The sequence below is a fragment of the Brumicola blandensis genome, from assembly GCF_031846165.1.
In the GTDB taxonomy this organism is placed as follows: Bacteria; Pseudomonadota; Gammaproteobacteria; order Enterobacterales; family Alteromonadaceae; genus Glaciecola; species Glaciecola blandensis.
The window spans coordinates 196,918-222,554 of record NZ_JAVRIE010000006.1; the positions used below are offsets into that span (position 1 = coordinate 196,918).

Annotated in this window: 23 protein-coding genes; 15 read left to right on the top strand and 8 right to left on the bottom strand. The window is 42.9% G+C overall.

Features of this window, described 5'->3' with window-relative positions; genetic code table 11:
* Window position 1: 1 nt before the first annotated feature.
* A complete protein-coding gene (locus tag RM544_RS14530) occupies window positions 2–1,252 on the bottom strand; it encodes a hypothetical protein (protein ID WP_311362527.1) in 1,251 nt (416 codons plus the stop codon).
* A 141-nt stretch (window positions 1,253–1,393) separates the two neighbouring features.
* Here RM544_RS14530 and RM544_RS14535 point away from each other — a divergent pair, with 141 nt between their 5' ends.
* From RM544_RS14535 to RM544_RS14545, 3 genes are all read left to right on the top strand, one after another.
* Window positions 1,394–3,274, top strand: coding sequence for a DUF885 domain-containing protein (locus RM544_RS14535; protein WP_311362528.1), 1,881 nt, complete (start codon window positions 1,394–1,396; stop codon window positions 3,272–3,274).
* 175 nt (window positions 3,275–3,449) lie between these two features.
* Complete coding sequence (locus RM544_RS14540) at window positions 3,450–3,899, top strand: hypothetical protein (RefSeq protein ID WP_311362529.1); 450 nt, start codon at window positions 3,450–3,452, stop codon at window positions 3,897–3,899.
* 26 nt (window positions 3,900–3,925) lie between these two features.
* On the top strand, window positions 3,926–4,396 hold the full coding sequence (locus RM544_RS14545; protein WP_311362530.1) for an EVE domain-containing protein: 471 nt from the start codon (window positions 3,926–3,928) through the stop codon (window positions 4,394–4,396).
* A 68-nt stretch (window positions 4,397–4,464) separates the two neighbouring features.
* On the opposite strand, the gene RM544_RS14550 is transcribed toward RM544_RS14545, so the two are convergent.
* Entirely contained in the window at window positions 4,465–4,776 is a 312-nt protein-coding gene (locus tag RM544_RS14550; RefSeq protein WP_311362531.1) for a DUF6482 family protein, read from the bottom strand.
* A 248-nt stretch (window positions 4,777–5,024) separates the two neighbouring features.
* Here RM544_RS14550 and RM544_RS14555 point away from each other — a divergent pair, with 248 nt between their 5' ends.
* The 3 genes from RM544_RS14555 to RM544_RS14565 all read left to right on the top strand — a co-directional run bounded on the left by RM544_RS14555 (window position 5,025) and on the right by RM544_RS14565 (window position 7,668).
* On the top strand, window positions 5,025–5,939 hold the full coding sequence (locus tag RM544_RS14555; RefSeq protein ID WP_311362532.1) for a DUF3014 domain-containing protein: 915 nt from the start codon (window positions 5,025–5,027) through the stop codon (window positions 5,937–5,939).
* Complete coding sequence (locus RM544_RS14560) at window positions 5,940–6,479, top strand: DUF1285 domain-containing protein (protein ID WP_311362533.1); 540 nt, start codon at window positions 5,940–5,942, stop codon at window positions 6,477–6,479.
* Between the two features lie 196 nt (window positions 6,480–6,675).
* A complete protein-coding gene (locus RM544_RS14565) occupies window positions 6,676–7,668 on the top strand; it encodes a fatty acid desaturase (RefSeq protein WP_311362534.1) in 993 nt (330 codons plus the stop codon).
* 38 nt (window positions 7,669–7,706) lie between these two features.
* Here RM544_RS14565 and RM544_RS14570 read toward each other — a convergent pair whose 3' ends face one another.
* Window positions 7,707–9,257 (bottom strand): methyl-accepting chemotaxis protein, encoded by a 1,551-nt coding sequence (locus RM544_RS14570; RefSeq protein WP_311362535.1) that lies wholly within the window; start codon window positions 9,255–9,257, stop codon window positions 7,707–7,709.
* Window positions 9,258–9,410: 153 nt separating this feature from the next.
* Between RM544_RS14570 and RM544_RS14575 the strand changes: the two genes are divergently transcribed.
* The 6 genes from RM544_RS14575 (at window position 9,411) to RM544_RS14600 (ending at window position 17,388) form a co-directional block, all read left to right on the top strand.
* On the top strand, window positions 9,411–10,715 hold the full coding sequence (locus tag RM544_RS14575; protein ID WP_311362536.1) for a metal-dependent hydrolase family protein: 1,305 nt from the start codon (window positions 9,411–9,413) through the stop codon (window positions 10,713–10,715).
* A gap of 119 nt (window positions 10,716–10,834) precedes the next feature.
* On the top strand, window positions 10,835–11,404 hold the full coding sequence (locus tag RM544_RS14580) for a YqaA family protein (protein ID WP_311362537.1): 570 nt from the start codon (window positions 10,835–10,837) through the stop codon (window positions 11,402–11,404).
* Window positions 11,405–11,549: 145 nt separating this feature from the next.
* A complete protein-coding gene (locus RM544_RS14585) occupies window positions 11,550–12,308 on the top strand; it encodes a class I SAM-dependent methyltransferase (protein ID WP_311362538.1) in 759 nt (252 codons plus the stop codon).
* 353 nt (window positions 12,309–12,661) lie between these two features.
* Entirely contained in the window at window positions 12,662–15,007 is a 2,346-nt protein-coding gene (locus RM544_RS14590) for a TonB-dependent receptor (RefSeq protein WP_311362539.1), read from the top strand.
* A 112-nt stretch (window positions 15,008–15,119) separates the two neighbouring features.
* A complete protein-coding gene (locus RM544_RS14595) occupies window positions 15,120–16,340 on the top strand; it encodes an alkaline phosphatase family protein (protein ID WP_311362540.1) in 1,221 nt (406 codons plus the stop codon).
* Window positions 16,324–17,388, top strand: a complete 1,065-nt coding sequence (locus tag RM544_RS14600) for an alkaline phosphatase D family protein (RefSeq protein ID WP_432264488.1) — start codon at window positions 16,324–16,326, stop codon at window positions 17,386–17,388. The genes RM544_RS14595 and RM544_RS14600 overlap by 17 nt, the downstream gene beginning before the upstream one ends.
* 267 nt (window positions 17,389–17,655) lie before the next feature.
* On the opposite strand, the gene tusA is transcribed toward RM544_RS14600, so the two are convergent.
* The 3 genes from tusA to rph form a co-directional block, all read right to left on the bottom strand.
* Entirely contained in the window at window positions 17,656–17,901 is a 246-nt protein-coding gene (gene tusA / locus RM544_RS14605) for a sulfurtransferase TusA (protein WP_311362541.1), read from the bottom strand.
* Window positions 17,901–18,542, bottom strand: coding sequence for an orotate phosphoribosyltransferase (pyrE, locus tag RM544_RS14610; RefSeq protein WP_311362542.1), 642 nt, complete (start codon window positions 18,540–18,542; stop codon window positions 17,901–17,903). The genes tusA and pyrE overlap by 1 nt, the downstream gene beginning before the upstream one ends.
* Before the next feature lie 68 nt (window positions 18,543–18,610).
* Entirely contained in the window at window positions 18,611–19,324 is a 714-nt protein-coding gene (gene rph, locus RM544_RS14615) for a ribonuclease PH (protein ID WP_311362543.1), read from the bottom strand.
* A gap of 162 nt (window positions 19,325–19,486) precedes the next feature.
* On the opposite strand from rph, the gene RM544_RS14620 reads away from it, so the two are divergent.
* The 3 genes from RM544_RS14620 (at window position 19,487) to RM544_RS14630 (ending at window position 23,648) form a co-directional block, all read left to right on the top strand.
* Entirely contained in the window at window positions 19,487–20,350 is an 864-nt protein-coding gene (locus tag RM544_RS14620) for a YicC/YloC family endoribonuclease (protein ID WP_311362544.1), read from the top strand.
* A 289-nt stretch (window positions 20,351–20,639) separates the two neighbouring features.
* Window positions 20,640–22,943: a TonB-dependent receptor gene (locus RM544_RS14625; RefSeq protein ID WP_311362545.1), complete on the top strand. Its 2,304-nt coding sequence runs from the start codon at window positions 20,640–20,642 to the stop codon at window positions 22,941–22,943.
* Between the two features lie 24 nt (window positions 22,944–22,967).
* Window positions 22,968–23,648: a Fe2+-dependent dioxygenase gene (locus tag RM544_RS14630; RefSeq protein ID WP_311362546.1), complete on the top strand. Its 681-nt coding sequence runs from the start codon at window positions 22,968–22,970 to the stop codon at window positions 23,646–23,648.
* Here the strand turns inward: RM544_RS14630 and RM544_RS14635 are convergent.
* Window positions 23,623–24,849, bottom strand: a complete 1,227-nt coding sequence (locus RM544_RS14635; protein WP_311362547.1) for an acyltransferase family protein — start codon at window positions 24,847–24,849, stop codon at window positions 23,623–23,625. The genes RM544_RS14630 and RM544_RS14635 overlap by 26 nt on opposite strands.
* 64 nt (window positions 24,850–24,913) lie before the next feature.
* Entirely contained in the window at window positions 24,914–25,531 is a 618-nt protein-coding gene (locus RM544_RS14640) for a CIA30 family protein (protein WP_311362548.1), read from the bottom strand.
* Window positions 25,532–25,637: the final 106 nt, after the last annotated feature.

Below are 25,637 nucleotides of genomic sequence, written 5' to 3' on the forward strand. Positions count from 1 at the left end.
GTTACTCAAACTGAAAGGCCAGTGGCAGCAGCACTGCCACTATCAACGACCAGCAAGTATAGACAGGTAAGTAGCTCGCTACGGTGGACTCCAAGCGAGTGAATCCCTCATTCTTGCGAAGACAAGCGACATATTGTTTAAGCAGTAAAATCAGGTGCAGAAAGATCAGTAAGTTTGCACCCGTGACTACTATACGATTGACCGTCATCCCATATTCTGCCCAGCGAAAAATGATGGCTGAAAGGGCAATGACATTCACCACCAGCGTCGCACTGACCAACAAAACGTTGATGTAGTCAGCCACTTGAACGTCTTCACTCCTCTTCTTCCCAGAGATGGAAAAAACGGTTAAAGCCAAAATGAGTATGAGTAGACCATTGAAGTTGATTAGAAAGTCTCTGTCGGTGAATGGGTTATTGCCTTGTAAAAAGCTCGCGAACAAATAGGCCATCACGGTAATAAGAAACAAAGGCGAAAATACATTTGCAAGTATCGGGGCAAACTTTGTTTGTCGATTTAATGTGGTATCAAACAGATAAGTTGCTACAAGAGGCGCAGATACTAAGCCCATAACGATCGCATACTCTGAATACCATTGCATGATGTCTAAATCGATAACTGAAAATAGACCCAAAGTAATACCAGTAAGTACCATGCCACCTAATAGAATAAGCACAGTGTAAATGCCCACCTCTCCGATATATCTGATGAACTTTAAACGAGCAGCAGCACTCTTCCAGTCATCAGACATGAAGCTGAATGCTAGCAAGCTAAAACACACTAAAGGAAAATGCAGAAGCGCCATTACTATTGAGGCAGAGTTTTCATCAAAGGGTAGCACCAGAAGATAAACCACATAGGCGACAAGGCTTGGTGCGACCAACTTGATAGTATTGGCCTTAGGTGCCGACTGTAGAAAGTACATAATCAATGAAGTAAGCACAATCAAAGGGACAAAACGTGGATAGTACCAATCGCCTTCAACTTGAAAAAATACGGGGATTTTCACTAAAAAGGTCGCTAGTAGACAAACGCCGAGCAAAAACAAAAAGGAGGTGTGAGTGAATGAGCTTGGTGCATTGTAATGGATGCGAGCATGCCAAACCTTCAAGGTTTCGGAGTCGCGATTGACTTCCATAGCACGGGATAACTCAGCCTTAAACGATTCTGGCGACTTTCGATAAGCCTCTTCTAACATGTCAGGTTGTTGTAGCTTATCTAAAATTGTATTCCCGTTATCGTCAGCGCTCATTCTAGTTATCTATACATTAATGTTTGTAATACTTAGTCTAACGTAAAAGCTCTAATAACAAAGCGCTTTGTAATGTTGCTTAAGTGAGGTTTTTATCCTAATCTCAATGATACACTAAGCCCACTCTGAAAGGATGCCACCATGCGTATTTCCGCATTACTACTTGTTAGCTCTATTTCCATATTCGGGTGCTCTCCAGCAGAGCCTGAAGCAAATTCTACACAGATGTCTGAAGCTCAGTCGATGAATGTGCCCACTAGCGAAGAGATTCAAGCTGAAAGCGCTCGTTTAAACGCTTGGTTTGATAAAAAATATGAAGAGCAGGTGATGCAGAGTCCGACTCAACTTGCTTATCTTGGCCGCGATGAGCGCCAAAATGAAATAGATGACTTTTCAGAGGCTGGTTATGACGCGTATGTCGAGATGCATGCAAAGCAATTGGCAGAACTCAAAAGTAGCTTTGACTACGACAAGCTCAACGAGGAGACCAAAATCTCCTATGATCTTTGGGTTTACCTTGCCGAGCAGATTGCTGAAGAAGACAAGTTTCGTTACAACACATATGTGTTTGAACAAATGGGAGCAATGCATAGCTTTTTCCCACAATTATTGATTGCTATCCATCGTGTTGAAAACCAGCAAGATATGGAAAACTATCTGTCCAGAATTAGTGAAAGTGCAAGAGCAATTAAGCAACTTATCGAATTTTCAAAAACAGCAGCAGAGAAGGGCGTACGTCCCCCTTACTTCGCCTTTGACGCAGTCATTTCTGAATCAAAGAAAATCATATCTGGTCAACCTTTTGATGAAACAGATAATGATAGTGACTTGTGGGCGGATGCTAAATCTAAAATTGACGGTTTAGTTAGCAATGAGGCAATAACGCAAAAAAGTGCTGATGAGCTATTAGCAAAAATTAAAACTGCGTTGTTGAATGACTTTAAACCTGCTTATGAAGCACTTATTGCTTGGCAAGAAGAAGATAAAGTAAATGCGGGTACAAAAGCACTCGGCGCAGGTGACCTTCCAGATGGTAAAAATTACTACAATGAGCGCTTATCGAACCAAACTACAACCAGTTTAAGCGCAGATGAAATCCATGAGATTGGCCTGAAAGATGTAGCAAGGTTGCGTGAAGAGATGAAAGCTGTTCAACAAGAATTTGGCTTTGAAGGCACGTTACAGGAATTTTTCGTATTTTTACGTGATACGAAGGACGACGAACGCTTATATTACCCGAACACGGATGAAGGTCGCCAAGGTTATATCGACGATGCAACCGCTGCCATCAACAAGATCAAAGAACAACTACCCAATTACTTTGGCATTCTTCCTAAAGCTGACATGGTAGTGAAAAGAGTCGAGGCATTTAGAGAGCAAGACGGTGCTGCGCAACATTATATGCCATCCACACCAGATGGCTCACGTCCTGGCGTTTATTACGCGCATCTTTCTGATATGACAGCCATGCCGAAACGAGAACTAGAGGTTATTGCATATCATGAAGGTTTACCGGGTCATCACATGCAATTAGCAATTTCACTAGAGCTAAGCGGCTTACCTACCTTTAGAAAGCAAAGCTATTTGAATGCTTATGGCGAAGGCTGGGCGCTTTATTCAGAACTACTAGCGAAAGAAATGCCAGGAACTTACGAAGATCCTTTGTCTGATTTCGGTCGTTTAGGCTCAGAGATGTGGCGTGCTATTCGCTTAGTTGTTGATACTGGCTTGCACGCCAAAGGTTGGAGTGAAGAGCAAGCGATCCGTTATTTTCAAGAAAACTCTGCTATTACTAATGAGCAAGGATTATCTGAAGTGCGTCGCTATTTAGTGCTCCCTGGTCAGGCAACGGGTTATAAAATTGGAATGATCAAGATTCAAGAACTGCGCAAAAGAGCAGAAGATACTCTCGGCGATAAGTTCGACATTCGAGCATTCCATGACACCATCTTAGGCGGTGGCGGCTTGCCGTTAACTATCCTTGAGCGCAAAGTAGATGCTTGGATAGCAGCGTCCCTATAAAAAAGATAACTTCATTTTTGTTCCTGGTGATCTTTAGCAATCGGTGTATTCGAGCGTTAAAGTGGGCGTAAACGTTCAACGTGCCGTGGCGCGGAGTTCAGTTTGCGTTCAGCTAGATGCGTTACTATCAGATTCTACTATGCTTTAGAAAAGCCCACGATTGCTTGGACAAATTATGCGAAAACAATACTCTTTAATTAGCGTCATTCTCAGTCTCTTTTTTATTTCAGCCTGCACCAGCTCAGGTGAGATACATAACAGTGCACGCAATCAAATGGTAACAACGTTCTACGCAACGGTAGAATCGATGCAAGAGGTTGAATTTGAGTCTCATGTCGAAGAAGGTGCTGCCATTGGTGCTATAGATGGTTTACTTTCTAATGCCTACGGCGATAGCAGAGACCGGTTATTTGGGGCAATGTGGGGAGCATTTTTTGGCGCATTGGTCACTTCAATTGTAGAAGGTGATACCGACGGGTATCAGTATCAGTTAGAAGATTTATATGGCGACAACCACACCGTCATTTTGGAGGATAGCAAGGCGACTGTTGGAGATTGCGTATTAGTTACCGTATCGGGTGTCGTCGATATCGACCTAGTTTCTGATGACTACTGTTACGAATAAAGTTAACAAAAAGACGAGAATAATACATGACTCAATATTGGCTTTTCAAAACCGAACCCGATGCTTTTAGCATAGATGATTTGGCCGCCTGCCCAAATAAACGTGAGGGCTGGGACGGTATTCGTAACTACCAAGCTCGTAACTTTATGCGCGACCAAATGCTCGTTGGCGACAAAGCATTTATTTATCATTCTAGTTGCAAGGATGTGGGCATTGTAGGCTTAGCTAAGGTTAGCCAAACCGGCCTTGTAGACCCTTTACAGTTTGAACCGGAAAGTAAGTATTTTGACCCCAAATCGAGCCCCGACAATCCTCGTTGGGTTATGGTTGAACTAGAACATGTAGAGACTTTTAATAACATACTCAGCTTAAAAACGATTAAGAACATGCCAAGCATCAGTGAAATTGGTCTTGTTAAAAAAGGCGGGCGCTTATCGATCATGCCAGTATCTGAAAACGAGTTTCAGCTTCTACTGTCAGCGGCGAAACAGTCCTAAATTACAAACGGTTTCATAGCGATTTGATGTGCCCATGTTGGTATTGCCGTCTAGTAGGGTATTGCCGCTTAGTATGGTTGTTCCATAGAGAACGGCATCTCAGTCAGATCACTGGCTTTAACTGGGTTGCCAATCATCTCATCGTAGGGAGAGTCATGAACCATCACTGATTTTTCAACCTCGCAGTGTTCAAATAGGTCTCTTACCATTTGCGAATTATGAAAGCGCATTGGACTGTCTTTTTTATCTGTCACAAACCCAGATTGCCCATCTACCGTTATTTTTACTAGGTAAACATTCATTTCAAATGATTGAACTTCTAAACGCTCTATTTTGAGCGGCTTTTTCGCAATTTGCGACATGGGGAACTTGATATTCATATTGAGTTAATCTTTTTCGTCTATATTTATATGAGCAGTGGGCAACCAAGCCAGTGATTTACTTGTTACCGGTTCTTTAGCTTATTACGCGAAACATGCCGTTCAGTTCAAATCTAGTTAATTCGAACATCACTTCGGTATGGCTAAAAGCAAGTTGAACCTTGTCCAATGGCAATAGTCGTAATAAGTATGGTCTGTTAACCTGTGTGTTTAATTTTTTATTGTTACGTCAATTAGGGAGCTAATCTATGTCTGAACAAGAAACGCAAACGTCTAGTCAAATGGCACAAATGAAGCCATATCTTATTGCGGCTGGGGTGCTTTTTGTGATCTTGTTAGTGGCTTTTTTCTGGCCCTCTAGTAGCGAGCCAGAGACAATCGTTTCTCAGCCTGTCGCGGTGGAGATAGAGCCTGAGCAAAGTGCATTCAATGACGAATCTTTAAATAACCTCAATAGCGCCGATGCGGGTCAACGCAATGTGCCTGAGCCGGACGTATTTGAAGGCACACCAGAAATCCAATCCCTAGAGCTTGAAGCTAACGATGAAACGCCACCACCTCCCTCAATGGAAATTGAACCAGAGCCTTTAGACGAAAGTGATGGTGCGGTAAAAAGTGCCTTACTTGCCATAGCTGAGTCTCCGCTAGTAGCAAAATACTTAGTGGATGAAGGTCTTTTGCAAAAGTTTGTGATTAACGTAAACAATATAGCAAATGAAGAAATGTCGCCTAACCACAGCTTACTGACTAAGCCAGATTCTAGTTTCAGAATATATCAGCAAGCAGATAGAGAATGGATAGATGCGGCCAGCTTCAAAAGATATAACAGCTATGTTGATGCATTAGAATCAATGAGTACCGATGACTTGCTCTCTTTGCTGGACACTTATCGCCCGATTATTGAAGAAAAGTATGCCGAGATCTCCATGCCTAATTCCTCTTTTGATACTACCTTGCTGGATGCCATCAATGAATTGTTGGACACGCCTGTAGTACCACTGCCAATAGAGGTTTATTCCGACAGTGTGATGTATAAGTATCGCGATGATAAATTAGAAAACTTGTCAGGCCCACAAAAGCAGTTGTTGCGCACTGGCCCAGAGAACACACGTCGAATCAAAGACATTCTTCGAGATTTAAAAGATGCTCTGCAGGACCGTTAAATGGATTTAGGTGCAATCGCCCAGCAACTGAGTGATTCTGGCGCGAATAAACAATCCTTACCGCCTGTCGACAAATGGGATCCACCTTTTTGTGGTGACATGAATTTGGTCATCAAAAACAATGGCGACTGGTGGCACGAAGGCACACCCTTCACACGAGCAAAGCTGGTCCACTTGCTCGCTAGTGTCTTAAAGAAAGAGGACTTCAATTACTTCTTGGTGACACCGGTTGAGAAAATCGGAATTCAGGTCGAGGACGTGCCTTTTATCATTGTTGATTGGCAGCAAACAGAGAAAGGCCTAAGCGTAAAAACACAAATTGGTGACGAGTTTATACTGAGTGAAGATCACCCTGTCGAATTACGTGAATTCAACGGAACCGAAGTCCCCTATTGTCTGGTAAGACGGAACTTATGGGCTAGGCTACACCAAAACGTGCTATATCAATGGGTCGATCTTGCCGAAACGAAGCAAAATGAAGGAAAGCGTTTTTTGCAAATCAGCAGCGCTGACTATCACTTCAATATTGGAAGCTATTAAGGCATTTTCACTATTTTGTTTTGGCATCGGTAAACCAAAGCGGTAATCTTACGTATTTACTTTTCTCAGCTTATTTATTCACAGGAAATCGTACGGGCTTGTTGCCAAACATACCTAAGTCTTACTCAATTACACTTCGAGTTTTGTAGGAAATCAGGTATAGTCTCTCGCATAAAATTCGTACGCTTAAAGACTTATGACTAATTCAGACACCAAGTTATCAATAAAGACCATTGTAAAAGCAATCAAGGACGAAGAAAAATTGCTTCGAGAGAAGTATAAGATCTTATCTCATCAAGACATGCTTGGATTAGGCATCCTGCTTGTTTCTTTCAGTGCCCTTGTGGGTGTGGCTTCGCTTTATTTTTACGACCTTATTCCTGCGTGGGTTTGCGTATTACTGGCCGCGGTTATCACCTCTATATCGCATGAATTAGAACACGATTTGATCCACAAACAGTATTTTAGTAATCGCCCGATGATGCATAACTTTATGATGCTCATGGTGTGGATAATGCGCCCGAATACCATCAACCCATGGTATCGTCGCAAAATACATTTACATCATCATAAAACATCAGGTACACAGCAAGATCTAGAAGAGCGCTTAGTGGGTAACGGCATCAAAAACCCTTTCCTACGGTTCTTAGTTATTGTTGACGGCTTATTAGGTCTAGTCGTATTCCGCAAGCGCTACAACAAAGAAATTGATGGCTTTAGTTTCGGTAGAGTCTTCCACGCTGCGTTCCCAATAGCGACGGCCTATTTTGTCGTTCTTTACAGCGTGATTGTTTATCACTTACTAAACTTGGTAGTGCCGCTTGAAAGTTATATGCCAGCTTGGGGATTATCAGTTTTATCTGTATTTGAATTCTTGATGGTTGTGTTGGTATTGCCTAACATCATCCGCTCAAGCTCTTTAAACTTTGTCACGTCGTCTATGCACTACTATGGCAACGTGAACAACGTATACGAACAAACACACGTGTTAACTAGCCGCTTGTACGCGCCCTTCCACCTGTTCTGCTTTAACTTTGGTAAAACGCATACTATCCATCACTTTGTGCCGAATCAGCCGTTTTATTTGCGCCAACTGATCAGTGATAAGATATTGAAAGTGATGAAAGAACAGGGCGTTCGTTTTAACGATTTTGAAAGTATTAAGAATGCCAATTTATATAGCAAGTAAGTTCTAGCGCGCATTCCAACACTGGCTTTCGGAGACAGTTATTTGTCTCCGAAAGTGTTAGTCATTCCAACCATTCTTTGTATATTCTCTGAAAGCGACCGTGCGTTGTCTTCCATCTCTTGGGCCAAGGCCGAGTTAGCATCAGCAACACTTTGAATACCATCAATGTGCGTCTCAATTTCATTACACATGCTATCCTGTGAACCCGTTGAATCAACAATACCGGTTAAGTGATTCGATATGCCGTCAATCATGGTATAGATTTCTTGGATCGAATCTGCAGACTGATTAGCTTGCTCTGTACTAGCTACCGCATTGTCTCGACTATCATGCATTTTCACTACCCACTCTTTTAGCGTTTCACGCATTTGGGCAAGGCTATTCATTGTATTGGCGGCCGATTCTTGCGTGCGAGTCGACAAAGCTCTAACTTCATCAGCAACTACCGAGAAGCCCCGACCCGATTCACCCGCTCTAGCAGCCTCTATCGCCGCGTTTAAGGCCAGTAAGTTAGTTTGGTCAGCAATGGAGTCTATTTCACCAATCGTTTCTGAGACTTTGTCTGAGGCCTGCATGAGCTCATCTGCCGTCACAGAAGCTTGTTCAACAACTTCAGATAGACCACTGACACCATCGCGTCCCTTGATAATCAATTCACGCGCCTCTGCACACTGTTCATTCGTGAGCTTCACTCGCTGATTAGTTGCTTCTGTGCTGCTCATTACCGTTTGACTGCCTGCTGTCATCATTTTCACGGCATTTGAGATTTTTTCCATCTCAGCTTTTTGCTGATGGATACCTTGGGTGGTTCGTTCAACAATAGCCAGCGTATTTTGTGCAATGTTGTTTAACTCTCGCGTTGCATCTAGGGTTCTTCCAAGGATGGTACGTCGCATGGCTTTGTTCATACCCAAATGAAATTTTACGATACCTGAAATGCCCCGGCCCGCCAGAATGTAACGGCTCACACTGTCATATTCAGTTTTAAGGTCGAATGCCATTTTGGGGATCTCAATCAGCTCAGTTTTAAATATAACCAAACCTGTCATTGCCAGAGCAATAATTGAAAAACCAGCATACCAGTCAGATACAAACGAAGTGAAAATGGCAACCACCGCGATGATGACTAAAAATAAGCGTGTTTTTTGTGAATAGCTAAGTTCAGAGCTCTGTGGCTTTTTCCCTTCATTGATCAGTGCATAGAACTCTGTCGCTCGTTGAATTTGGATTTTTTCAGGTTTTACACGAACCGATTGGTAACCAACTAATTCTTCGCCATCATAGACAGGAGTCACGAAGGCATCGACCCAATAGTAACGTCCATCCTTACATAGGTTCTTAACGATTCCATGCCATGACTCACCCTTCTTTAGATGGTCCCACATATCTTTATATGCGGCTTTTGGCATATCGGGGTGCCTGACAATATTGTGATTTTTACCCACAAGTTCGTCGACGGAATACCCCGCTACTTCGCAAAAAACAGGATTGGCATAAGTGATTATGCCTCTAGTATCCGTTGTAGAAACCAACTCGTAGTTGTCGGGATAAACGACTTCTTCGTTGATGATTGCTTGGTCACGCCGCATAGATAACACCTTCAAAATCGAAACTTACAAATTTCGACTCTCTGTAAACAAATTAAAACCCTATTTTGCGCATTCCCTTCATATTCCTTTGATTTGCTGAAAAATATATCCTAATGTGTAGCTACAAAAATAAGATAACGCATGGAACTAACAATGAAAACATCTCTCTTGCCTCTTTCTAAAATCATTGGGGCAACGGCTGCTCTGCTACTGGCTTTTCAAGCTCAAGCTGCAACACACATTTTTGCGAGCAAGCTTATCACCTCACAAGATTCTAAAAGCCAAAGTGATATGACTGTTATCGTCGATAACAACAAAATCATTAAGATTGTAGAAGGAAAAGATGAGGGTGGCGAAGGTGATGTTTTTATCGATTTAAGTGGTAGCACCTTGATGCCTGGCTTAATGGATATGCATGTCCATTTGTCCTTTCAAAATGAAGGACCGTCGAGCTACATGAAGCGCTTCACTTCGAATGAAGCTGACTACGCCATTGCCGCGGTTGATTATGCTGAGAAAACCTTAATGTCTGGGTTTACCACAGTGCGCAATCTAGGTGACATGAAAAATGAAACAGTGGCATTGCGCAACTCCATTAACAAAGGGGTGACCTTAGGTCCACGCATCTATACCTCTGCAAAGTCGATCGCAACTACCGGCGGACATGCTGATCCAAGCAATGGCATGAGTCATGACCAAATGGGTAACCCGGGCCCACAAGAAGGCGTTGTTAACGGCGTGGCTGAGGCTAGAAAAGCAGTAAGACAACGTTATAAAGATGGTGCTGATCTTATTAAAATCACGGCAACTGGCGGCGTACTCAGTGTTGCCAAAAGCGGTCAAAATCCACAATTTATGACCGATGAGCTTGAAGCCATCGTGCAAACAGCAAAAGACTACGGCATGACGGTAGCAGTGCATGCTCATGGTAAAGAAGGCATGAAGCGCGCAATTTTAGCGGGCGTCGATTCTATCGAGCATGGCACCTATATGGATCGTGAAGTCATTAAGTTAATGCGCAAGCATGATGTGTATTATGTTCCTACGATTTTAGCGGGTAACTTTGTTGCAGAAAAAGCCAAAATCGATGGATACTTTCCTGATATCGTTCGTCCCAAAGCGGCTGCTATCGGGCCTCTTATCCAAAAGACTTTCGCGCGAGCACATGAGAATGGCGTATTGATTGCCTACGGAACCGACTCAGGTGTTTCAGCACACGGCAACAACGGCCAAGAGTTTGCCCTTATGGTAGAAGCTGGAATGTCAGAAATGGACGCGATTCGCTCAGCAACCGTCAATGCCGCCAAGCTACTTAAAATAGACAACGAACTGGGTACAGTCAGTGTTGGTAAATTAGCCGATTTGGTTGCCGTGAAGGGTGACCCATTAGAAGATATTTCGTTGTTGGAAAACATAGACTTCGTAATGAAAGACGGTGTTGTAGTAAAACAAAAATAATCATTGTTCACTGCCCTTGATGGGTATAGTAAACTTTGCGATAAGAAACAAAAGAGGTGCAATCCACCTCTTTTTTATTGCGCATTCATGCGTGCTTACCAGCGAGAAATCAGCCTCACATGTCCATCAAAAAGAAGATGAAACGACTTATTAATTCAAAGTATATGCTTCCTGGTATTACTTTAGCCTCGTTTCTTGAATCAACTGTCGTTCCCATCCCATTAGAGGCTCTCATGGTGCCGGTCATGCAAAAGCGCCGTGAGAGCTTATGGTTAATTGCCTTACTTGCTACCGTCGGCTGCTTATTAGGCGCACTGCTTGGTTATGCCTTCGGATACTTCTTATTTGATTTGACCCGTGACTTTGTTATGCAGCACATCACAACTGAAGCACAATTTACTCGTTTTCAGAAACGCATGGAAACTGATGGCTTTTGGTTCACTTTTAGTACTGGTGTTACCCCTATTCCACTGCAGATTGCAATGTTAGCTGCGGGTGTCGCGGCATACTCATTGCCATTATTTATGCTGGCAACGGCTATTGGCAGAGTCATCCGCTATTTTGGTTTGGCCGTGCTGGTTTATTATTTTGGTGATAAAACCGAAAAGCTAGTGAAAAAGTATAAATGGCAAACAGGGCTGATTGCGCTGGTCATCGTTATCACTATATGGTGGTTTATGTTGACCTAGTCAGCCCAAAGAATAATGAGCACAGTTAATTCGTTTCATGTGAAACGTAATAGCAACAATTTGTGTCTATACTGTGTACAAGTAAGATCGTAAAGAAGTAACAATTTATAATAACAAACGTGAGATAACGACAAAGGAAAAATCAATGAAAAAGTTAGTTTCCCTCAGTATGGTATGCGCACTATTAAGTGCATCTGCATTAGTCAGTGCAGACCCAATTAAAGAAAAGATTGAAGCAGCGATGGCATCAGATCTGCGCACCCAAGCTGAGGTCGATCGAGATAGAAATCGCCGACCTGTGCAAACACTGACATTCTTTGAAGTCGAAGACGACATGAAGGTGGTGGAGTTAATCCCTGGTGGCGGTTGGTATACTAAGTTATTAGCACCAGCGCTAAATGAAAAAGGCGAATACTTTGCAGCCATTGGCACTAGTCGTATCGAAACGAACCTATCAGATAAGCCTGGTTTCGAAAAAATGCGTATCGTCGCCAAAGACGCTGAATTGTATAGAGAAGAAGGAGCACGTTTCTATTCAATGAAAGCGACTGACTTAGGCGTAACAGACGCAGATGTTGTGCTGACATTTAGGAACTATCACAACTTCAGCGAGCAAGGTCGCAAGAAAATGAATGAACTGGCGTTCAATGCGCTAAAGCCAGGTGGTATTTATGGTGTTGTTGATCACACTGCACGTCACATGGAACCGCAAAATAGTAGTAACCGTCGTAGAATCGACCCAGTACTTGCTATCAAAGAAATTCAAGAAGCTGGTTTTGTGCTAGTCGACTTCAGCACACTACATTATCGTGAAGATGATGAGCTTGAATATGAAGTCGGTGCTAAATCAGTATCAGGTAACACTGACCGCTGGACCATTAAGTTCATGAAGCCCAAAAGCTAAATAACAGCAAAAAAGGGGTCAGAGTTAATTTAAAAAGGGGTCAGAGTTAATTATTTTTCGCGGTTTGTTCAGGCCCTCAATAATATAAACCTTCAAATGGCATGGATGCCATTTGGGAGCGGGCAGGATGCCGAAAAGCGTGTTTATATTATTGAGGGCCTGTTCAAATCAGAAAGACAAAATAATTAACTCTGACCCCTTTTTCTATGCCTGTCATTTTAGCGCAATAGTTCTGCAATCGTTCTGTCACCCAAACGACCCAATTACTTCATATATTTGAAAGATAACTGCAATCGTAAATCCCTATTGTATGCGTGCACTCAATATAAAAATGTTAATAGGGACTTTTTCACATGAATACCAAACTCAGCTATCTTAGTTTAGCTTGTTTAGCCGCAATGAATACAAATGCAATGGCAGAAGAAGAAGCAACGGAAGCCGCCGTTGAAAGAATTCAAGTCGTTGGCAAAAGCGTTTCATACGCTAACAACGAAACCACCGAGTCGATGCTCAAACAACAAAGCAATCTGACCAGTGTGCTTGCAGGTATAGACAACCTTCCAGGGGTTCTCATTAATGAAGGTGACACCTTTGGTTCTGACGACTGGTCTACAACTGTATCAATACGAGGCTTTCAAATTAGCTTAGATGAACAACAAATTGGTATCACAGTTGATGGCATCGCAAACGGCAATTCAAACTATGGTGGTGGCGCGAAAGCCAACCGTTTCATTGATACTGAGAACTTAGCCCTAATAGAGGTTTCCCAAGGGACTGCTGACATTGCTTCTCGCTCCAATGAAGCATTAGGTGGCACCTTAAACTTCACTACGATCAGCCCAACTGAAGAAGAAAACTTGTTAATGAGTGTTTCGCTAGGAGACTTTGACGCAAGAAAATACTTTGTACGATACAACACAGGTGAAATTGCACGTGATACTTATGCTTGGGTCAGTGTATCTAGTGCAAGTAATACAGACTGGGTCAATCAATCGGCGGAAAACCGCAAAGACCACATTGCTGCAAAGCTAATTTCAGACTTGAACGCTGAGTGGGGTTTAAGCGCTTACGTATCATATGATGACTCCCATGAAGACAACTACCAACGAGTCAGCAAAGCTCAATTCGAAACAAATCCAGAGTCCGACCGTTTAACCGCAGAATGGACAGGTGTGCCATACGTAGACCAACTATATAGAAAAGGCTGGTCAACTTTGCGTGAAAATTTGTTTGCATATGTACAAGCAGACTATGAATCAGACAATTTATCTTTTTCAGGTAACGTTTATTTTCACGATAACTCAGGTCGTGGGGACTGGGTTCCACCCTACCTAAACGATTTAACTGTCGACACAGGTAGACCAGAAACCGAACTTGATTCAACGACTACCGTCCGTGGTGGTTCATCAAATGGTATTATCACTTTTGTTGATCGCGAAGGCTTTGCTTTAGCGCCTGCTGACAACTGCGTTAGCTCAATCGTCTTCCCATATGGCGGCGCTGGTCCAGCATTTGATGCCGACTGTTTTGGTCCAGAAGCAATACCGGTGGGTTCATACCGCCATACACATTACGGCAAGCAGCGATTTGGTTTCAATGCAGACCTTGCTTATATCATCACAACCGACTCTTTTGAAAACGTAACTCGCGCTGGTATTTGGTTTGAGGACTATAGCCGCGATGAATATCGTGATTGGCATAAAATAATTGATTCAGCCTCCAGTTTCGAGTTCGACCATACACCATACTGGATCCAATACGACCGTAGCTTTGCTGTCGATACCACTATGCTATATCTCGAAAATGAAATTGATTTTGAATGGGCCAAAGCTCGTGTCGGTGTGAAGAAATTCATTGTTGAACTAGATAGCAAAGACAATTTCGACGCAAGTAATAACGTAGCTGGCATTGATTCAGACTCTGATGCCTTACTCTCTGCCGGTATCGTGGCAAACCTTCCAATAGAAGGGTTAGAAGTTTTTGCGGGTTATGCCGAAAATTTTGCAGCCATCAAAGACACGGTATTAGAGCGCGATGCGTCAACGCTCACGCAAATTGAGCCTGAAACCGCAGAGAACTTTGACTTAGGACTTCGCTACAATTCCGAGTTCATTGATGCAAGCCTCACCTTCTATTCTATTGATTTCGAAAACCGCATCACCTTCTTGCCACCCGATACACCTGACGCGGGAATTGACTATAACATTGGTACGAATGGCTCGTATGTAAACGTTGGTGGTATTGAATCTGAAGGTATTGAAGCGTCTCTATCTATTCAGCTTGGCGAATATTTTAGTCTCTATGGCTCATACACTAATAATGAGTCAACTTATAAAGACGTACCTGATGAACTTGGTTTAGGCATAGAAGCGGGTAACACCGTGTTTGGTTCCGTGGAAGACATGTTTGTTGTCTCTTTAGATTACAACAAAGGTAACTATAGCGCGGGCTTGTCCAACAAATATGTCGGAGACCGTTTCATCGATGCAGCAAATACAAGCGTTGCAGAAGCATACAGTGTCGCCGATCTCTATGCAGCTGTAGATATTGAACCGGCCTTCGAAGGTGTGCAAAACATGCAAGTCCGTTTTACCCTAAATAACCTATTTGACGAGAGTTACTTAGGTGGAATCGCTGGTCAATCTGCTTGGATTGGTGCACCTAGAACGGCGGCCGTCAACCTTCAATTTACCTTTTAAACAAGCGCAAAGTTAAAAGGTAAACCGATGTTCCCTGCCTGCTCCCTAAGGCACCTTTAGTATACCCTGACCAACTTTTGGTCAGGGTTTTTTCATTCGCAAAGGAAAGTTTATGAAAACAGTCATTCCTAAAAATTTCATCTTACTCGTACTTGTTTGGTGTTTTATTTGTGTTGTTAACCTAAGCAGTGCAAGCGCCGCTACTCAAGAAGAGTCATCTAAACGACACTTAGTTATCGTCACCATTGACGGTTTACGATGGCAAGAAGTATTCCAAGGGGCTGACGCCAAGCTCATTGAACACCCAGATTTCGTCCAAAATCCAGAAGCACTAAAAATGCGTTTCTGGGACAAAAGTGCGGAGGCAAGGCAACAAAAGCTGATGCCATTCCTAAGTGGTGTTATTGCGAAAAAAGGAATGATCATGGGTGATCGCAATGCTGGCTCAAATATGTCAATCGAAAATCAACAGCATTTCTCATACCCTGGTTACAACGAAATATTTACAGGTAAAGTAGATCCAACTCTAACCTCAAATGCCAAGGTGTCGAATAAAAACATCACTTTCTTAGAGTGGCTAAACAAGCAAAAAGGCTTTGCTAATCAAGTCGCTGTTTTCTCTGGTTGGGATGTGTTTCCAATGATCTATAACAGAGAACGAAGTCGCTTATTCATTAATGCTGGCTTTGAGGCCATGCCAATACCCACGACATTAAACCCAGCGGAACCAGAACGAACAGAGGACCTACTTAAAAGAATAGACGTCTTGAACACACTTCAGTCTGAAATTCCTAGCCCATGGTCTACCGTTCGCCATGATGCGTTTACCTATGGTTTTGCAAAGACCTATTTGCAACTCAAACAACCAAGAGTGCTTGTTATTAATCTGGGCGAAACAGACGACTTCGCGCACAATGGCAAATATGACGCCTATCTCGATAGTGCTCGCCGAACTGACGATTACTTGCGAGATTTGTGGACAACATTGCAAAAGATGCCTGAATACAAAAACAACACTAATTTGTTGATCATTACTGATCATGGCCGCGGGGCCAATCCAGATGATTGGCAGCATCACGCCTCAGCAAGTGCAGTAAGAGATTATATGACCTCATTATCAACATTCGAAGAGGGTATAGTTGGCTCAGAACATATTTGGTTTGCTGCCATCGGGCCTGATGTGCATAGTAAAGGTTTGGTGAAAACCAAGGTGGAACAAACACAATCACAGTTCGCTCCAAGCGCTCTGAAATTGCTCGGCTTTGACCCTCATGATTACGACTCAAGTGCAAAAAAATCAATTCAAGGACTCACCGATGAAACAAACAAGTAAATTCCAATATTTTGGTTTGCTAATGCTTAGCATGCTGTGCATCACAATCATTGCCAGTGTCGCTCAAGCACAAGAAAAGACCAGTCATATTTTGTTTGGTTCATGCTCCCATCAAGACAAAGAGATGCCTATTTTTGATGCCATACTCAAGCAACCTGCCGACGCTTTCATCTTTTTAGGCGACAATATTTATGGTGATACCAACGATATGCAGGAGCTTCGTAATAAATATGAAAAACTGGGAAGCAATGAGGGATTCAAAGCTTTACGAAACAAAGTACCGGTGTACGCCATTTGGGATGATCATGACTTTGGTGAAAACGATGCTGGTAAAGAGTACCCCAATAAAAAAGCATCTAAAGAGATTATGTTGGATTTTTGGAAGGTACCTTTAAACAGTCCTCGCAGAAAACATTCCGACGGACTCTATGGTAGTTATGTCATTGGCGAAGGAGAGCAGGCAATAAGGCTTATATTGCCTGACTTGCGCTACATGCGAGATGATTTAAGTTCGGTTGGCACATTAGCCTACTACGCAGATCGAAAACCAAAGGACATGGGTCCTTACGAAAAATCAACAGGCTCAATGTTAAGTGAGCAACAATGGGTTTGGCTTGAAAACGAATTACAACAAGATGAAAAAATAAAGATTGTCGGTTCAAGCTTGCAATTAATCGCAGACTTTACGGGCTGGGAATCGTGGGCCAACTTTGACGATCGACAGCGTTTGTTTGATTTGATCAAAAAACACAAAGTAAACGGTGTCATGATCATCAGTGGCGATACACATTGGGGAGAAATATCGAAGTATCAAGAAACCATGGATTATCCGCTTTGGGACATCACTAGCTCTGGCTTAACCGAAGAATGGAAGCAAGTCAGTCCGAACAAGCACCGAGTCTCTGGTGCAAGTTCTGATGTGAACTTTGGCTTTATCAACGTGGATTGGGAACCAGCCGATCCTAAAATTCATTTCGGTTTAAGAGATCTGAACGGCAACATTGTGATGGAACAAAACATCACTTTGTCGAGCTTGTCCCCATATTAAGGGTGACCATAGCGCGCGCATTAAAAAGGGGTCAGAGTTAGTTAAAAAAGGGGTCAGAGTTAGTTAAAAAAGGGGTCAGAGTTAATTATTTTTCGCGGTTTGTTCAGGTCCTTAGTAATATAAACCTTCAAATGGCATGGATGCCATTTGGGAGTGGGCAGGACGCCGAAAAGCGTGTTTATATTACTAAGGACCTGTGCAAGCCTGAAAGAAACAATAATTAACTCTGACCCCTTTTTTAACTAACTCTGACCCCTTTTTTGCTTTTTACACACCTTTTTTGATGACGTAGCGATAAGGTGCCTGTGCAGTATCAGAAGCAACTAAGGTATGTTGCATAAAACGGCAGAAGCTGGGGACATCGCGAGTTGTTGAGTGATCATCTGCACTGATAGCTAAGGTTTCACCGTTTTGCATTTTACGGATTTGCAAGCGGATCATCATGACAGGCTCTGGACAACGCAAGCCAATGGCGTCTAACTGATGATCTGCTTGTTCAAATATGTCCGTCATTAGATCCCGTATTGCGCGCGATAGTTGTTGATTGCAGAAAATGCGTCTTCGTATCCGCCTTTTTCAGCTAAATACTCAATCACATCTGCTAAGCTCACAATGGAAATAACCTGTGTACCAAAGTCTCTTTCCACTTCTTGAATAGCGGATAACTCGCCTTTGCCTTTTTCTTGGCGATCTAGCGCAATTAATACACCGGCAAGACTCGCTTCATGTTGCTCAATCAACTGCATAGACTCACGAATAGCGGTACCAGCCGTAATCACATCATCCACCAGCATGATCTTGCCTTCTAGTGGGCTGCCTACTAAGTTGCCACCTTCACCATGCGTTTTCGCTTCTTTGCGATTAAAACAATAAGGAACATCTTTGTCATGGTCATTAGATAACGCAACAGCAGTGGTTGTTGCTATAGGAATGCCCTTATAAGCAGGGCCAAATAGCACATCAAAATCGACATTCGAAGCTTGCAGAGCGGCTGCGTAGTAACGACCTAACTTAGCTAAATCGCCACCCCTATTGAATAAACCCGCATTAAAAAAGTATGGACTGACTCGTCCAGACTTAAGTGTAAACTCGCCAAAACGAAGAACGTTGCGCGCTATCGCAAACTCTATGAATTCTTTTTTATAATCCTGCATGACCTTTCCACATTACGTTTTTTACTTTGGCGCCTAGCGACGCCAACTTGCTATCTTCTCGAACGGGTTTACGCTAAAGCACTTTTCTGAGCATCGAAAAGCTCTTTAATTCCGTCATTGGCTAATGACAGCATTTCGTTCATTTCGTCGAAGGAGAACGGGTCGCCTTCCGCTGTGCCCTGAACTTCGATCAACTTGCCAGTATCCGTCATAACTACGTTCATATCGGTTTCAGCATCCGAATCTTCGAGGTACTCAAGATCCGCAATTGGGTTACCTTTATAAACACCCACTGATACCGCGGCGATCATATGCTTCATAGGGTTCGCTTTTAAGATCCCCTTCTTGCGCATCCAAGTGAGAGCATCGACTAAGGCAACACAGGCACCGGTGATTGACGCTGTGCGCGTGCCACCATCGGCTTGGATAACGTCACAGTCTAACGTAATTGTATTTTCACCAAGGAGTTTTAAATCAACCGCTGCACGCAATGAACGTGCAATCAAACGTTGTATCTCTAAGGTACGGCCGCCTTGCTTGCCACGAGCCGCTTCGCGATCTGAACGAGTATGCGTTGCGCGCGGTAACATGCTGTATTCAGCTGTTATCCAACCTTTGCCTTGGCCTTTCATAAAGCGAGGCACGCCTTCAACTACAGATGCATTACAAAGCACTTTAGTATTGCCAAACTCAATCAATACAGACCCTTCTGCATGACAGGTGAAATTACGGGTAATTGTTACGGGACGAATTTGACTAGCAGTTCTGCCGCTTGGACGCATGGTTGACTCCTTAATTTTGAAGCGCGGATTATAACGTAGTTGATGCGAAATAACCAAAGCCTGTTAAACTATTGTGGCTTGTTGCTGGTTATCATTTTCAACACATTTCAGAAATAACCAGTCGAGCACCAATATTCACTTATAACTCGATTAGGAAATACTATGATTTACAGCATGACTGGCTTTGCGCGACGTGAAATTAAAGCGGAATGGGGCAACGCCGTTTGGGAAATTCGCTCGGTTAATCAGCGCTACCTTGAAACCTTCTTCCGCTTACCAGAGCAATTTAGAAGCCTTGAACCCATTTTGCGTGAACGCTTTCGTAAAGGCCTTCAGCGCGGAAAGGTAGAATGCGCGCTTCGCTTTAACATGAACGATGCAGCAAGCAATAGCATCAACGTGAACGAAGAACTCGCCAAGAAAGTAATAGAAGCCACCGCATGGGTTCAAAAGCAAGGCGACGTAGCAATGACTAATCCAATCGAAGTTTTGCGCTGGCCTGGCGTTATTGCCGCGCAAGAAGCCGATATGGATACCATACAAGCAGACATGCTCAAGTGCTTTGACGAAACCTTCAAAGACTTTGTTGCCTCGCGCGCCAGTGAAGGCGAAAACATGAAAGCACTTATTGTTCAACGCCTAGAAGCTATCCAAGCTGAATCAGAAAAAGTAGCTGCGCACATGCCAACGGTTATCGAATGGCAAAAAGACCGTATTCGCGCGAAGTTTACCGAAGCAAAAATGGAATTGGACGCCACTCGCGTTGAACAAGAAATGGTGCTGCTGGCGCAAAAGATGGATGTGGCAGAAGAGCTTGATCGCTTAAATAGCCACGTAAACGAAACCTTATCCATCATGAAAAAAGGCGGTGCCGTTGGCCGACGTTTGGACTTTATGATGCAAGAATTCAATCGCGAGGCCAATACACTGGGCTCAAAATCAATTAATACCGAAGTGACGCAATCTGCGGTTGAGTTGAAGGTGTTGATTGAGCAGATGCGTGAGCAGATCCAGAATATTGAGTAAGGCGTCGACAAACCGAAATCCTCTAGAAGTACCTCACTAGCAACCTATTAAGGCTCACCGCCTCTGACATTGTCCGCCAACTGTTTTCGAGCAGTTAGGCGGGTCTATTTTTATTAAGTGGACAGTTAGCAGAAAGCTACTTCTCGGACGTATTTAAGAACAGATAAGATCTTAAATCCAAGAAATCAAATGATAATTGTTATCATTTGCATTTACATGCTCATTTAAATTTATTACACTCGCCCTTGAACTAATAACACAATCATTAATCCAAGGACCGATATTTACTATGTCATCTCAAAATAGAACCCTTTCTTCACTAGGCTCCGGCGCACTATTAACGACGTTAGCCATTGGTTTGGGTAACGCTTTTGCAAGTGATACCGTTGAACAGTGTGATAAAGCTGATACGCAATGCACAGAAGAGGCAATCGAGCTAATACGCGTCCATGGCGTTCGTAACTCTTTGTACAACGTAAAGAACTCTGGCGATATTCGCCGCATGGCTGATTTAGTTGACACTCCTCAAACAATTACGGTCCTTACTAAAGATCAAATTGAAGAGTCTGGAAAAAGTGACCTCAAAGAAATCCTTGCTGCTCAAGCAGGCGTTACACTAGGTACCGGTGAAAACGGCAATGCATTTGGTGACCGCTACATTATTCGAGGCCACGAAGCTCGTTCAGATGTATTTGTTGATGGTTTGCGTGACCCAGGTATGACGACACGTGAAAGCTTTGCTACTGAGCAAATCGAAATCACCAAAGGTCCAAGCTCTACTTTTGCAGGGCGCGGATCTTCAGGCGGCGCTGTAAACAGTATCTCTAAGAAAGCGTCAACTGCTTATGATTTTGGCCGTGTTGATGCCAGTATCGGTACTGACGATTATTATAGATTGGGGCTTGATTACAACACACCTATAAGCACCAACTTTGCTACACGTGTGAATATATTAGCAGCAGAAGAAGATGCGCCAGGTCGTGAGGGTATTAGCCGCAGTCGTAACGGGATTTTACTTTCAGGCTTATACGACAACCTTGATGACCTGCGCGTTTATACTGATCTTTACTATTTAGAAGCAGAAGACACCCCAGATTTAGGGAGTTATTTTGACAGTGAAACTCGCTCACCAATAGAAGACATTCCTGTTTACGCACAAGATGAAGACTTTTTAGATTCTGAGGTATTCGCATTTACCGTGCGCACTGAATACGACATAAACGAAAATATGACCTTCTACAATTCAACACGTTATGGTGAAACCAGTAATGGTTATATGTCTACTGGTGCTAGAGGCACCGTTAGAGATGACTCTGACCCATTGGCACCCGGCGTAGATACAGTGAATCTAAGCACTCACCAAGGTTGGCAGGAAGTAGAGTATTTCGCTACGCAATTTAACTTGCTTTGGGATGTTGATGCCGCGGGTATTGAACACAAGCTACTATTTGGTTTTGAATTTACCGACGAAGAAGTCGATAACGGCGTATATAGCTATGAAAGTACCGGCGATACGAATTGTGTTACAAGTGGTCGCCGCGGTGCGAGTGCAGCTTATTGCCTTATTGACCCGTCGGGTAACCTGTATGACAACGTAAGTAATTTGATTGGTCGAGACATCACTCGCGGTGATTCTGATGCCTTGTTCAAAGCACAAACAAGCGCCTTTTACGTTATGGATACTGCAACCATTAACGAAAATTGGCAGGTATTTGCAGGTTTACGATTTGATAGTATTGATTACAGCAATGACGTTGTGAGCCGAGGTACTGAGCTTGATTACGCATACAATGATGAATTCTACAACGGCCATTTAGGTTTAGTATATAGCATTACCGATGATGCAAATGTATATGCTACTTACTCAACGGCAACTAATATAAACGGCGGTGAATCTGACCTTGGTGCAAACTGTGGATACGGCGGTTTATGCGGTGACCCTGATCAAGCATCTGTAGCAGACCCTGAAATTGTAGAAAACATTGAGCTGGGTACTAAGTGGTCAATATTAGATGAAAAGCTATTTATAGCTGCTGCATGGTTTCAGTTAACTAAGTCAGATGTGATGGAAAGTGTGGGTGATGCCTATTCAACCCTTGGTTCACTCAACACAGGTAAAAACCGTGTAGATGGTTTTGAATTTGCTATGAACGGTAATATTACCGAAAAACTCAGTGTCCAAATTAGTGCTGCTGTGATGGAATCCGAAGTGTTAGATTCTTATGACGAAGACAATATTGGCCTAGAGCTAAGTAACTTTGCTGGCAACAGCTTCTACGCTCAATTACGTTATCAGTTAACTGAAGACTTCGCCTTTGGTGGTGATTTCACCCATAAAGGCGAAATGTACGGCGGCCAACCTGATACTGCGGCAAGTTATAACAGTACCAATGGCTATTACAGCATTGTGGTGCCTAGTTATAAGGTTGTAAGCTTGTTTGCTAACTATAGTGTGAACGAGTCAACCACTGTTCGCTTGAATCTTGGGAATGTGACTGACGAAGAATATTGGACAGCTGCTTACCGTTCAGGTGCATTTATGTACTTGGGTGATGGGCGTTCAGCTCGTGCCACTATTACTTATGAGTTTTAATAGTACTAAATAGGAAGTATTTCAATGGTCTTAATTGAGCAGTTGCTAAGCAAAACACAAGTAGAAGAGTTTCGTAGTTCGCTTAATCAAGTACCTTGGAATGACGGAAAAGAAACAGCGATGGGGATGGCCTCTGGCGTCAAGCAAAACGGCCAAACTGATGCTAGCGATAAACAGGTGCAAGCACTTGCTAATAAATTACTTGGCATTTTTGGCAGTACACCAAAATTGATATCGGCAGCACTACCTCATCGCATATTTCCACCGTGTTTTAATCGCTATTCCAGTGGTGAAACTTACGGATTTCATGTTGATGCCGCCATTATGCGCATGCCCCATAATAACGAAGTATTACGTTCAGATATGTCTATGACAACGTTTTTGTCAGAAGCTGATGAATACGACGGTGGTGAGCTTATTATTCAAACCGAATTTGGTGAGCAGAAAGTTAAACTCAATGCCGGCGATGCAGTATTGTATCCCTCAAGTAGCCTACACAAAGTTACACCCGTTACGGCCGGTGAGCGTGTTGCAGCAATTACATGGATGCAAAGTTTAGTTCCTAACATTCATATGCGCCAAACCTTGTATGAACTTGACCAGAGTATTCAAGGTTTACTTCAAAACCCCAGTATACAACGTGACGAACTAGACCGTTTGCATCACGTGTATCACAACCTCATTCGCCAATCTTCACAGGTGTAATTCTTCTCGTAAATAACACTCTCGACTTACGCTTACCATTTAACAGAGTGCCGATACAAGTAGACCTCACCATTAAATCGTACAGCAGAACTGAAGTTCCAAGCGTTAATAGAAAAACACTAACGAACTTAAGCATCCAAGGGAGCTGAAGTTCAGCGAACGCAATCTGTAGCCAAATAACAATTGGCAGATGAACGAGATACATCCAATATGAAGCATCTGCGACGTATTGAACCAGTTTGTTCGGACTAGATAGCCATTTTTTACAAACCCCAATACTCAATGAAATGAGAGACCACATCATAACGGCATAGCTCAGCATAAAACTGGCTTTTAATAAGCTGTAATGCGGGTGGCCAATATTACCCTGGAAACCAGATAGATAAATTGCTCCGGTGATAGAAGCAATACACAAAGCAATCTTTGTGAGAGTAATATGAGCGAGAGACTCAATCATCGTTACATCTCTTTGTAGCAACCAACCAAACACAAAGAAACCACCATAAAGGCAAAGCAATGGCACATGGGGTAATAGAGATTTATCTGGTGTATCCAAGCCCCAGTTCTGCATAAACCACAAGCCAATAGCTGTTGGTGACGCAATCAACAAAATCATCCACGATGAGCGACTCGTCATGCCAACAATGTGATCTGCGAGCATAGAAAGTCGATGCTTACTGGGCCCGTGTAAACTGATCAGCCATCTAAATACGAGAACACAGAAAGAGATTAACAATAAATAATATAGAAACCATAGATGTGTACCGGTGAGCAGTCCTTGAGGTAATTCAGCCAAGCTAGCAAAACCTGCTTTCAGCCCATTCACAATATTGACATCACCTCGCATACTTTCAGCACCCATGACCCAAGCTGAAACCAATAATGGTCGCAAGGCAAACCAACCTATAAGTAAGGGCAGACCTATACGCATTAATCGAGATTGGATAAAGGGTTTTATACCCTTTCTACTCAAAGTCATATGACTAAAATAGCCAGCAATCAGAAAAAACAGCGCCATCCGAAAGGAATGACTGACCAATACAAAGTTTGGCAGAATATCGCTGGTTGACATATCCATTACCGCCCAACCAATAAAGATGGGCATGAAGGACAATGCTGTGTGAAATGCTATCCCTAGAATCAAAGCAAAACTTCTTACAGCATCAAGGTAGTCCAATCGTGAGTTATGTTGTATCGCCATTTCCGTCATCTTTTATGTAGAGTATTGTTGGGCATTGTTGTTGAGTGCTCTCAAATTGATCAACTCAGTAAAAACTGACCTTATCTATCTCGTAATCAAAAGTTGTTTTTTGTATGCCATACGCCACAATACTTAAACTATTGATTGTCTGAGTATTTAGTTCAGTTTGCTCTGACCAACTACGCTTGAGCGAATCGAAAGGAATGTCTACTTGGTGAAACTTACCGTCGGCTGGCGCCAAAACGACCGATGAGTGATAATCAAAGTTAGTTATTTCCGTGCTATTGGCCGAGATCGAAATACTGCCGCTGTCTATTTTAACCAGCATACTGATGCCCTTGTATTTACTAGCATCAAAAGGTTTACCCTCGCCATCAAGCAGCAAAACCGTACTTGCCCAACCCGGTTGTCCGCGCGGTGGCACAATTTCACCTGCTAAATGTATTATGCCATTATTAACATCAATCTCGGTTTGTGTGCTGCCACCCACCATGGTGTCGTCCAAAATTTGCCTAGGTAAACCAAAGCTATTATTAGTTTTGTCACTAAAATCATCTATTAAGATAGTTTCAGTGTCCGCAATTGAGGATCCAGACATTGCAATAAGCAATGCTGCAAACGCGGCGCTCAGTAAGTGTGTAGCACGAGGACGTTTATTTAATAAGGTAAATCGCTGTTTCATAAGTTTGCTCCAAAGGTAATATAGTTGAACTGATTCACGCTAGCTGCTTGCATAATGACAAACAGAGCGGTCAGACCTTATAGAGTAAGTGTCGATGGAAAGACAA

Excerpts from the sequence above, each read along its gene's own strand:
- RM544_RS14590 (WP_311362539.1), top strand. The coding sequence starts at position 12,662 with ATGAATACCAAACTCAGCTATCTTAGTTTAGCTTGTTTAGCCGCAATG.
- RM544_RS14635 (WP_311362547.1), bottom strand. The coding sequence starts at position 24,849 with ATGGCGATACAACATAACTCACGATTGGACTACCTTGATGCTGTAAGA.
- RM544_RS14545 (WP_311362530.1), top strand. The coding sequence starts at position 3,926 with ATGACTCAATATTGGCTTTTCAAAACCGAACCCGATGCTTTTAGCATA.
- RM544_RS14595 (WP_311362540.1), top strand. The coding sequence starts at position 15,120 with ATGAAAACAGTCATTCCTAAAAATTTCATCTTACTCGTACTTGTTTGG.
- RM544_RS14560 (WP_311362533.1), top strand. The coding sequence starts at position 5,940 with ATGGATTTAGGTGCAATCGCCCAGCAACTGAGTGATTCTGGCGCGAAT.
- RM544_RS14580 (WP_311362537.1), top strand. The coding sequence starts at position 10,835 with ATGTCCATCAAAAAGAAGATGAAACGACTTATTAATTCAAAGTATATG.
- RM544_RS14630 (WP_311362546.1), top strand. The coding sequence starts at position 22,968 with ATGGTCTTAATTGAGCAGTTGCTAAGCAAAACACAAGTAGAAGAGTTT.
- RM544_RS14620 (WP_311362544.1), top strand. The coding sequence starts at position 19,487 with ATGATTTACAGCATGACTGGCTTTGCGCGACGTGAAATTAAAGCGGAA.
- RM544_RS14530 (WP_311362527.1), bottom strand. The coding sequence starts at position 1,252 with ATGAGCGCTGACGATAACGGGAATACAATTTTAGATAAGCTACAACAA.
- RM544_RS14535 (WP_311362528.1), top strand. The coding sequence starts at position 1,394 with ATGCGTATTTCCGCATTACTACTTGTTAGCTCTATTTCCATATTCGGG.
- RM544_RS14555 (WP_311362532.1), top strand. The coding sequence starts at position 5,025 with ATGTCTGAACAAGAAACGCAAACGTCTAGTCAAATGGCACAAATGAAG.
- rph (WP_311362543.1), bottom strand. The coding sequence starts at position 19,324 with ATGCGTCCAAGCGGCAGAACTGCTAGTCAAATTCGTCCCGTAACAATT.
- RM544_RS14540 (WP_311362529.1), top strand. The coding sequence starts at position 3,450 with ATGCGAAAACAATACTCTTTAATTAGCGTCATTCTCAGTCTCTTTTTT.
- RM544_RS14570 (WP_311362535.1), bottom strand. The coding sequence starts at position 9,257 with ATGCGGCGTGACCAAGCAATCATCAACGAAGAAGTCGTTTATCCCGAC.
- RM544_RS14585 (WP_311362538.1), top strand. The coding sequence starts at position 11,550 with ATGAAAAAGTTAGTTTCCCTCAGTATGGTATGCGCACTATTAAGTGCA.
- RM544_RS14565 (WP_311362534.1), top strand. The coding sequence starts at position 6,676 with ATGACTAATTCAGACACCAAGTTATCAATAAAGACCATTGTAAAAGCA.
- RM544_RS14600 (WP_432264488.1), top strand. The coding sequence starts at position 16,324 with ATGAAACAAACAAGTAAATTCCAATATTTTGGTTTGCTAATGCTTAGC.
- tusA (WP_311362541.1), bottom strand. The coding sequence starts at position 17,901 with ATGACGGACATATTTGAACAAGCAGATCATCAGTTAGACGCCATTGGC.
- RM544_RS14575 (WP_311362536.1), top strand. The coding sequence starts at position 9,411 with ATGAAAACATCTCTCTTGCCTCTTTCTAAAATCATTGGGGCAACGGCT.
- pyrE (WP_311362542.1), bottom strand. The coding sequence starts at position 18,542 with ATGCAGGATTATAAAAAAGAATTCATAGAGTTTGCGATAGCGCGCAAC.
- RM544_RS14625 (WP_311362545.1), top strand. The coding sequence starts at position 20,640 with ATGTCATCTCAAAATAGAACCCTTTCTTCACTAGGCTCCGGCGCACTA.
- RM544_RS14550 (WP_311362531.1), bottom strand. The coding sequence starts at position 4,776 with ATGAATATCAAGTTCCCCATGTCGCAAATTGCGAAAAAGCCGCTCAAA.
- RM544_RS14640 (WP_311362548.1), bottom strand. The coding sequence starts at position 25,531 with ATGAAACAGCGATTTACCTTATTAAATAAACGTCCTCGTGCTACACAC.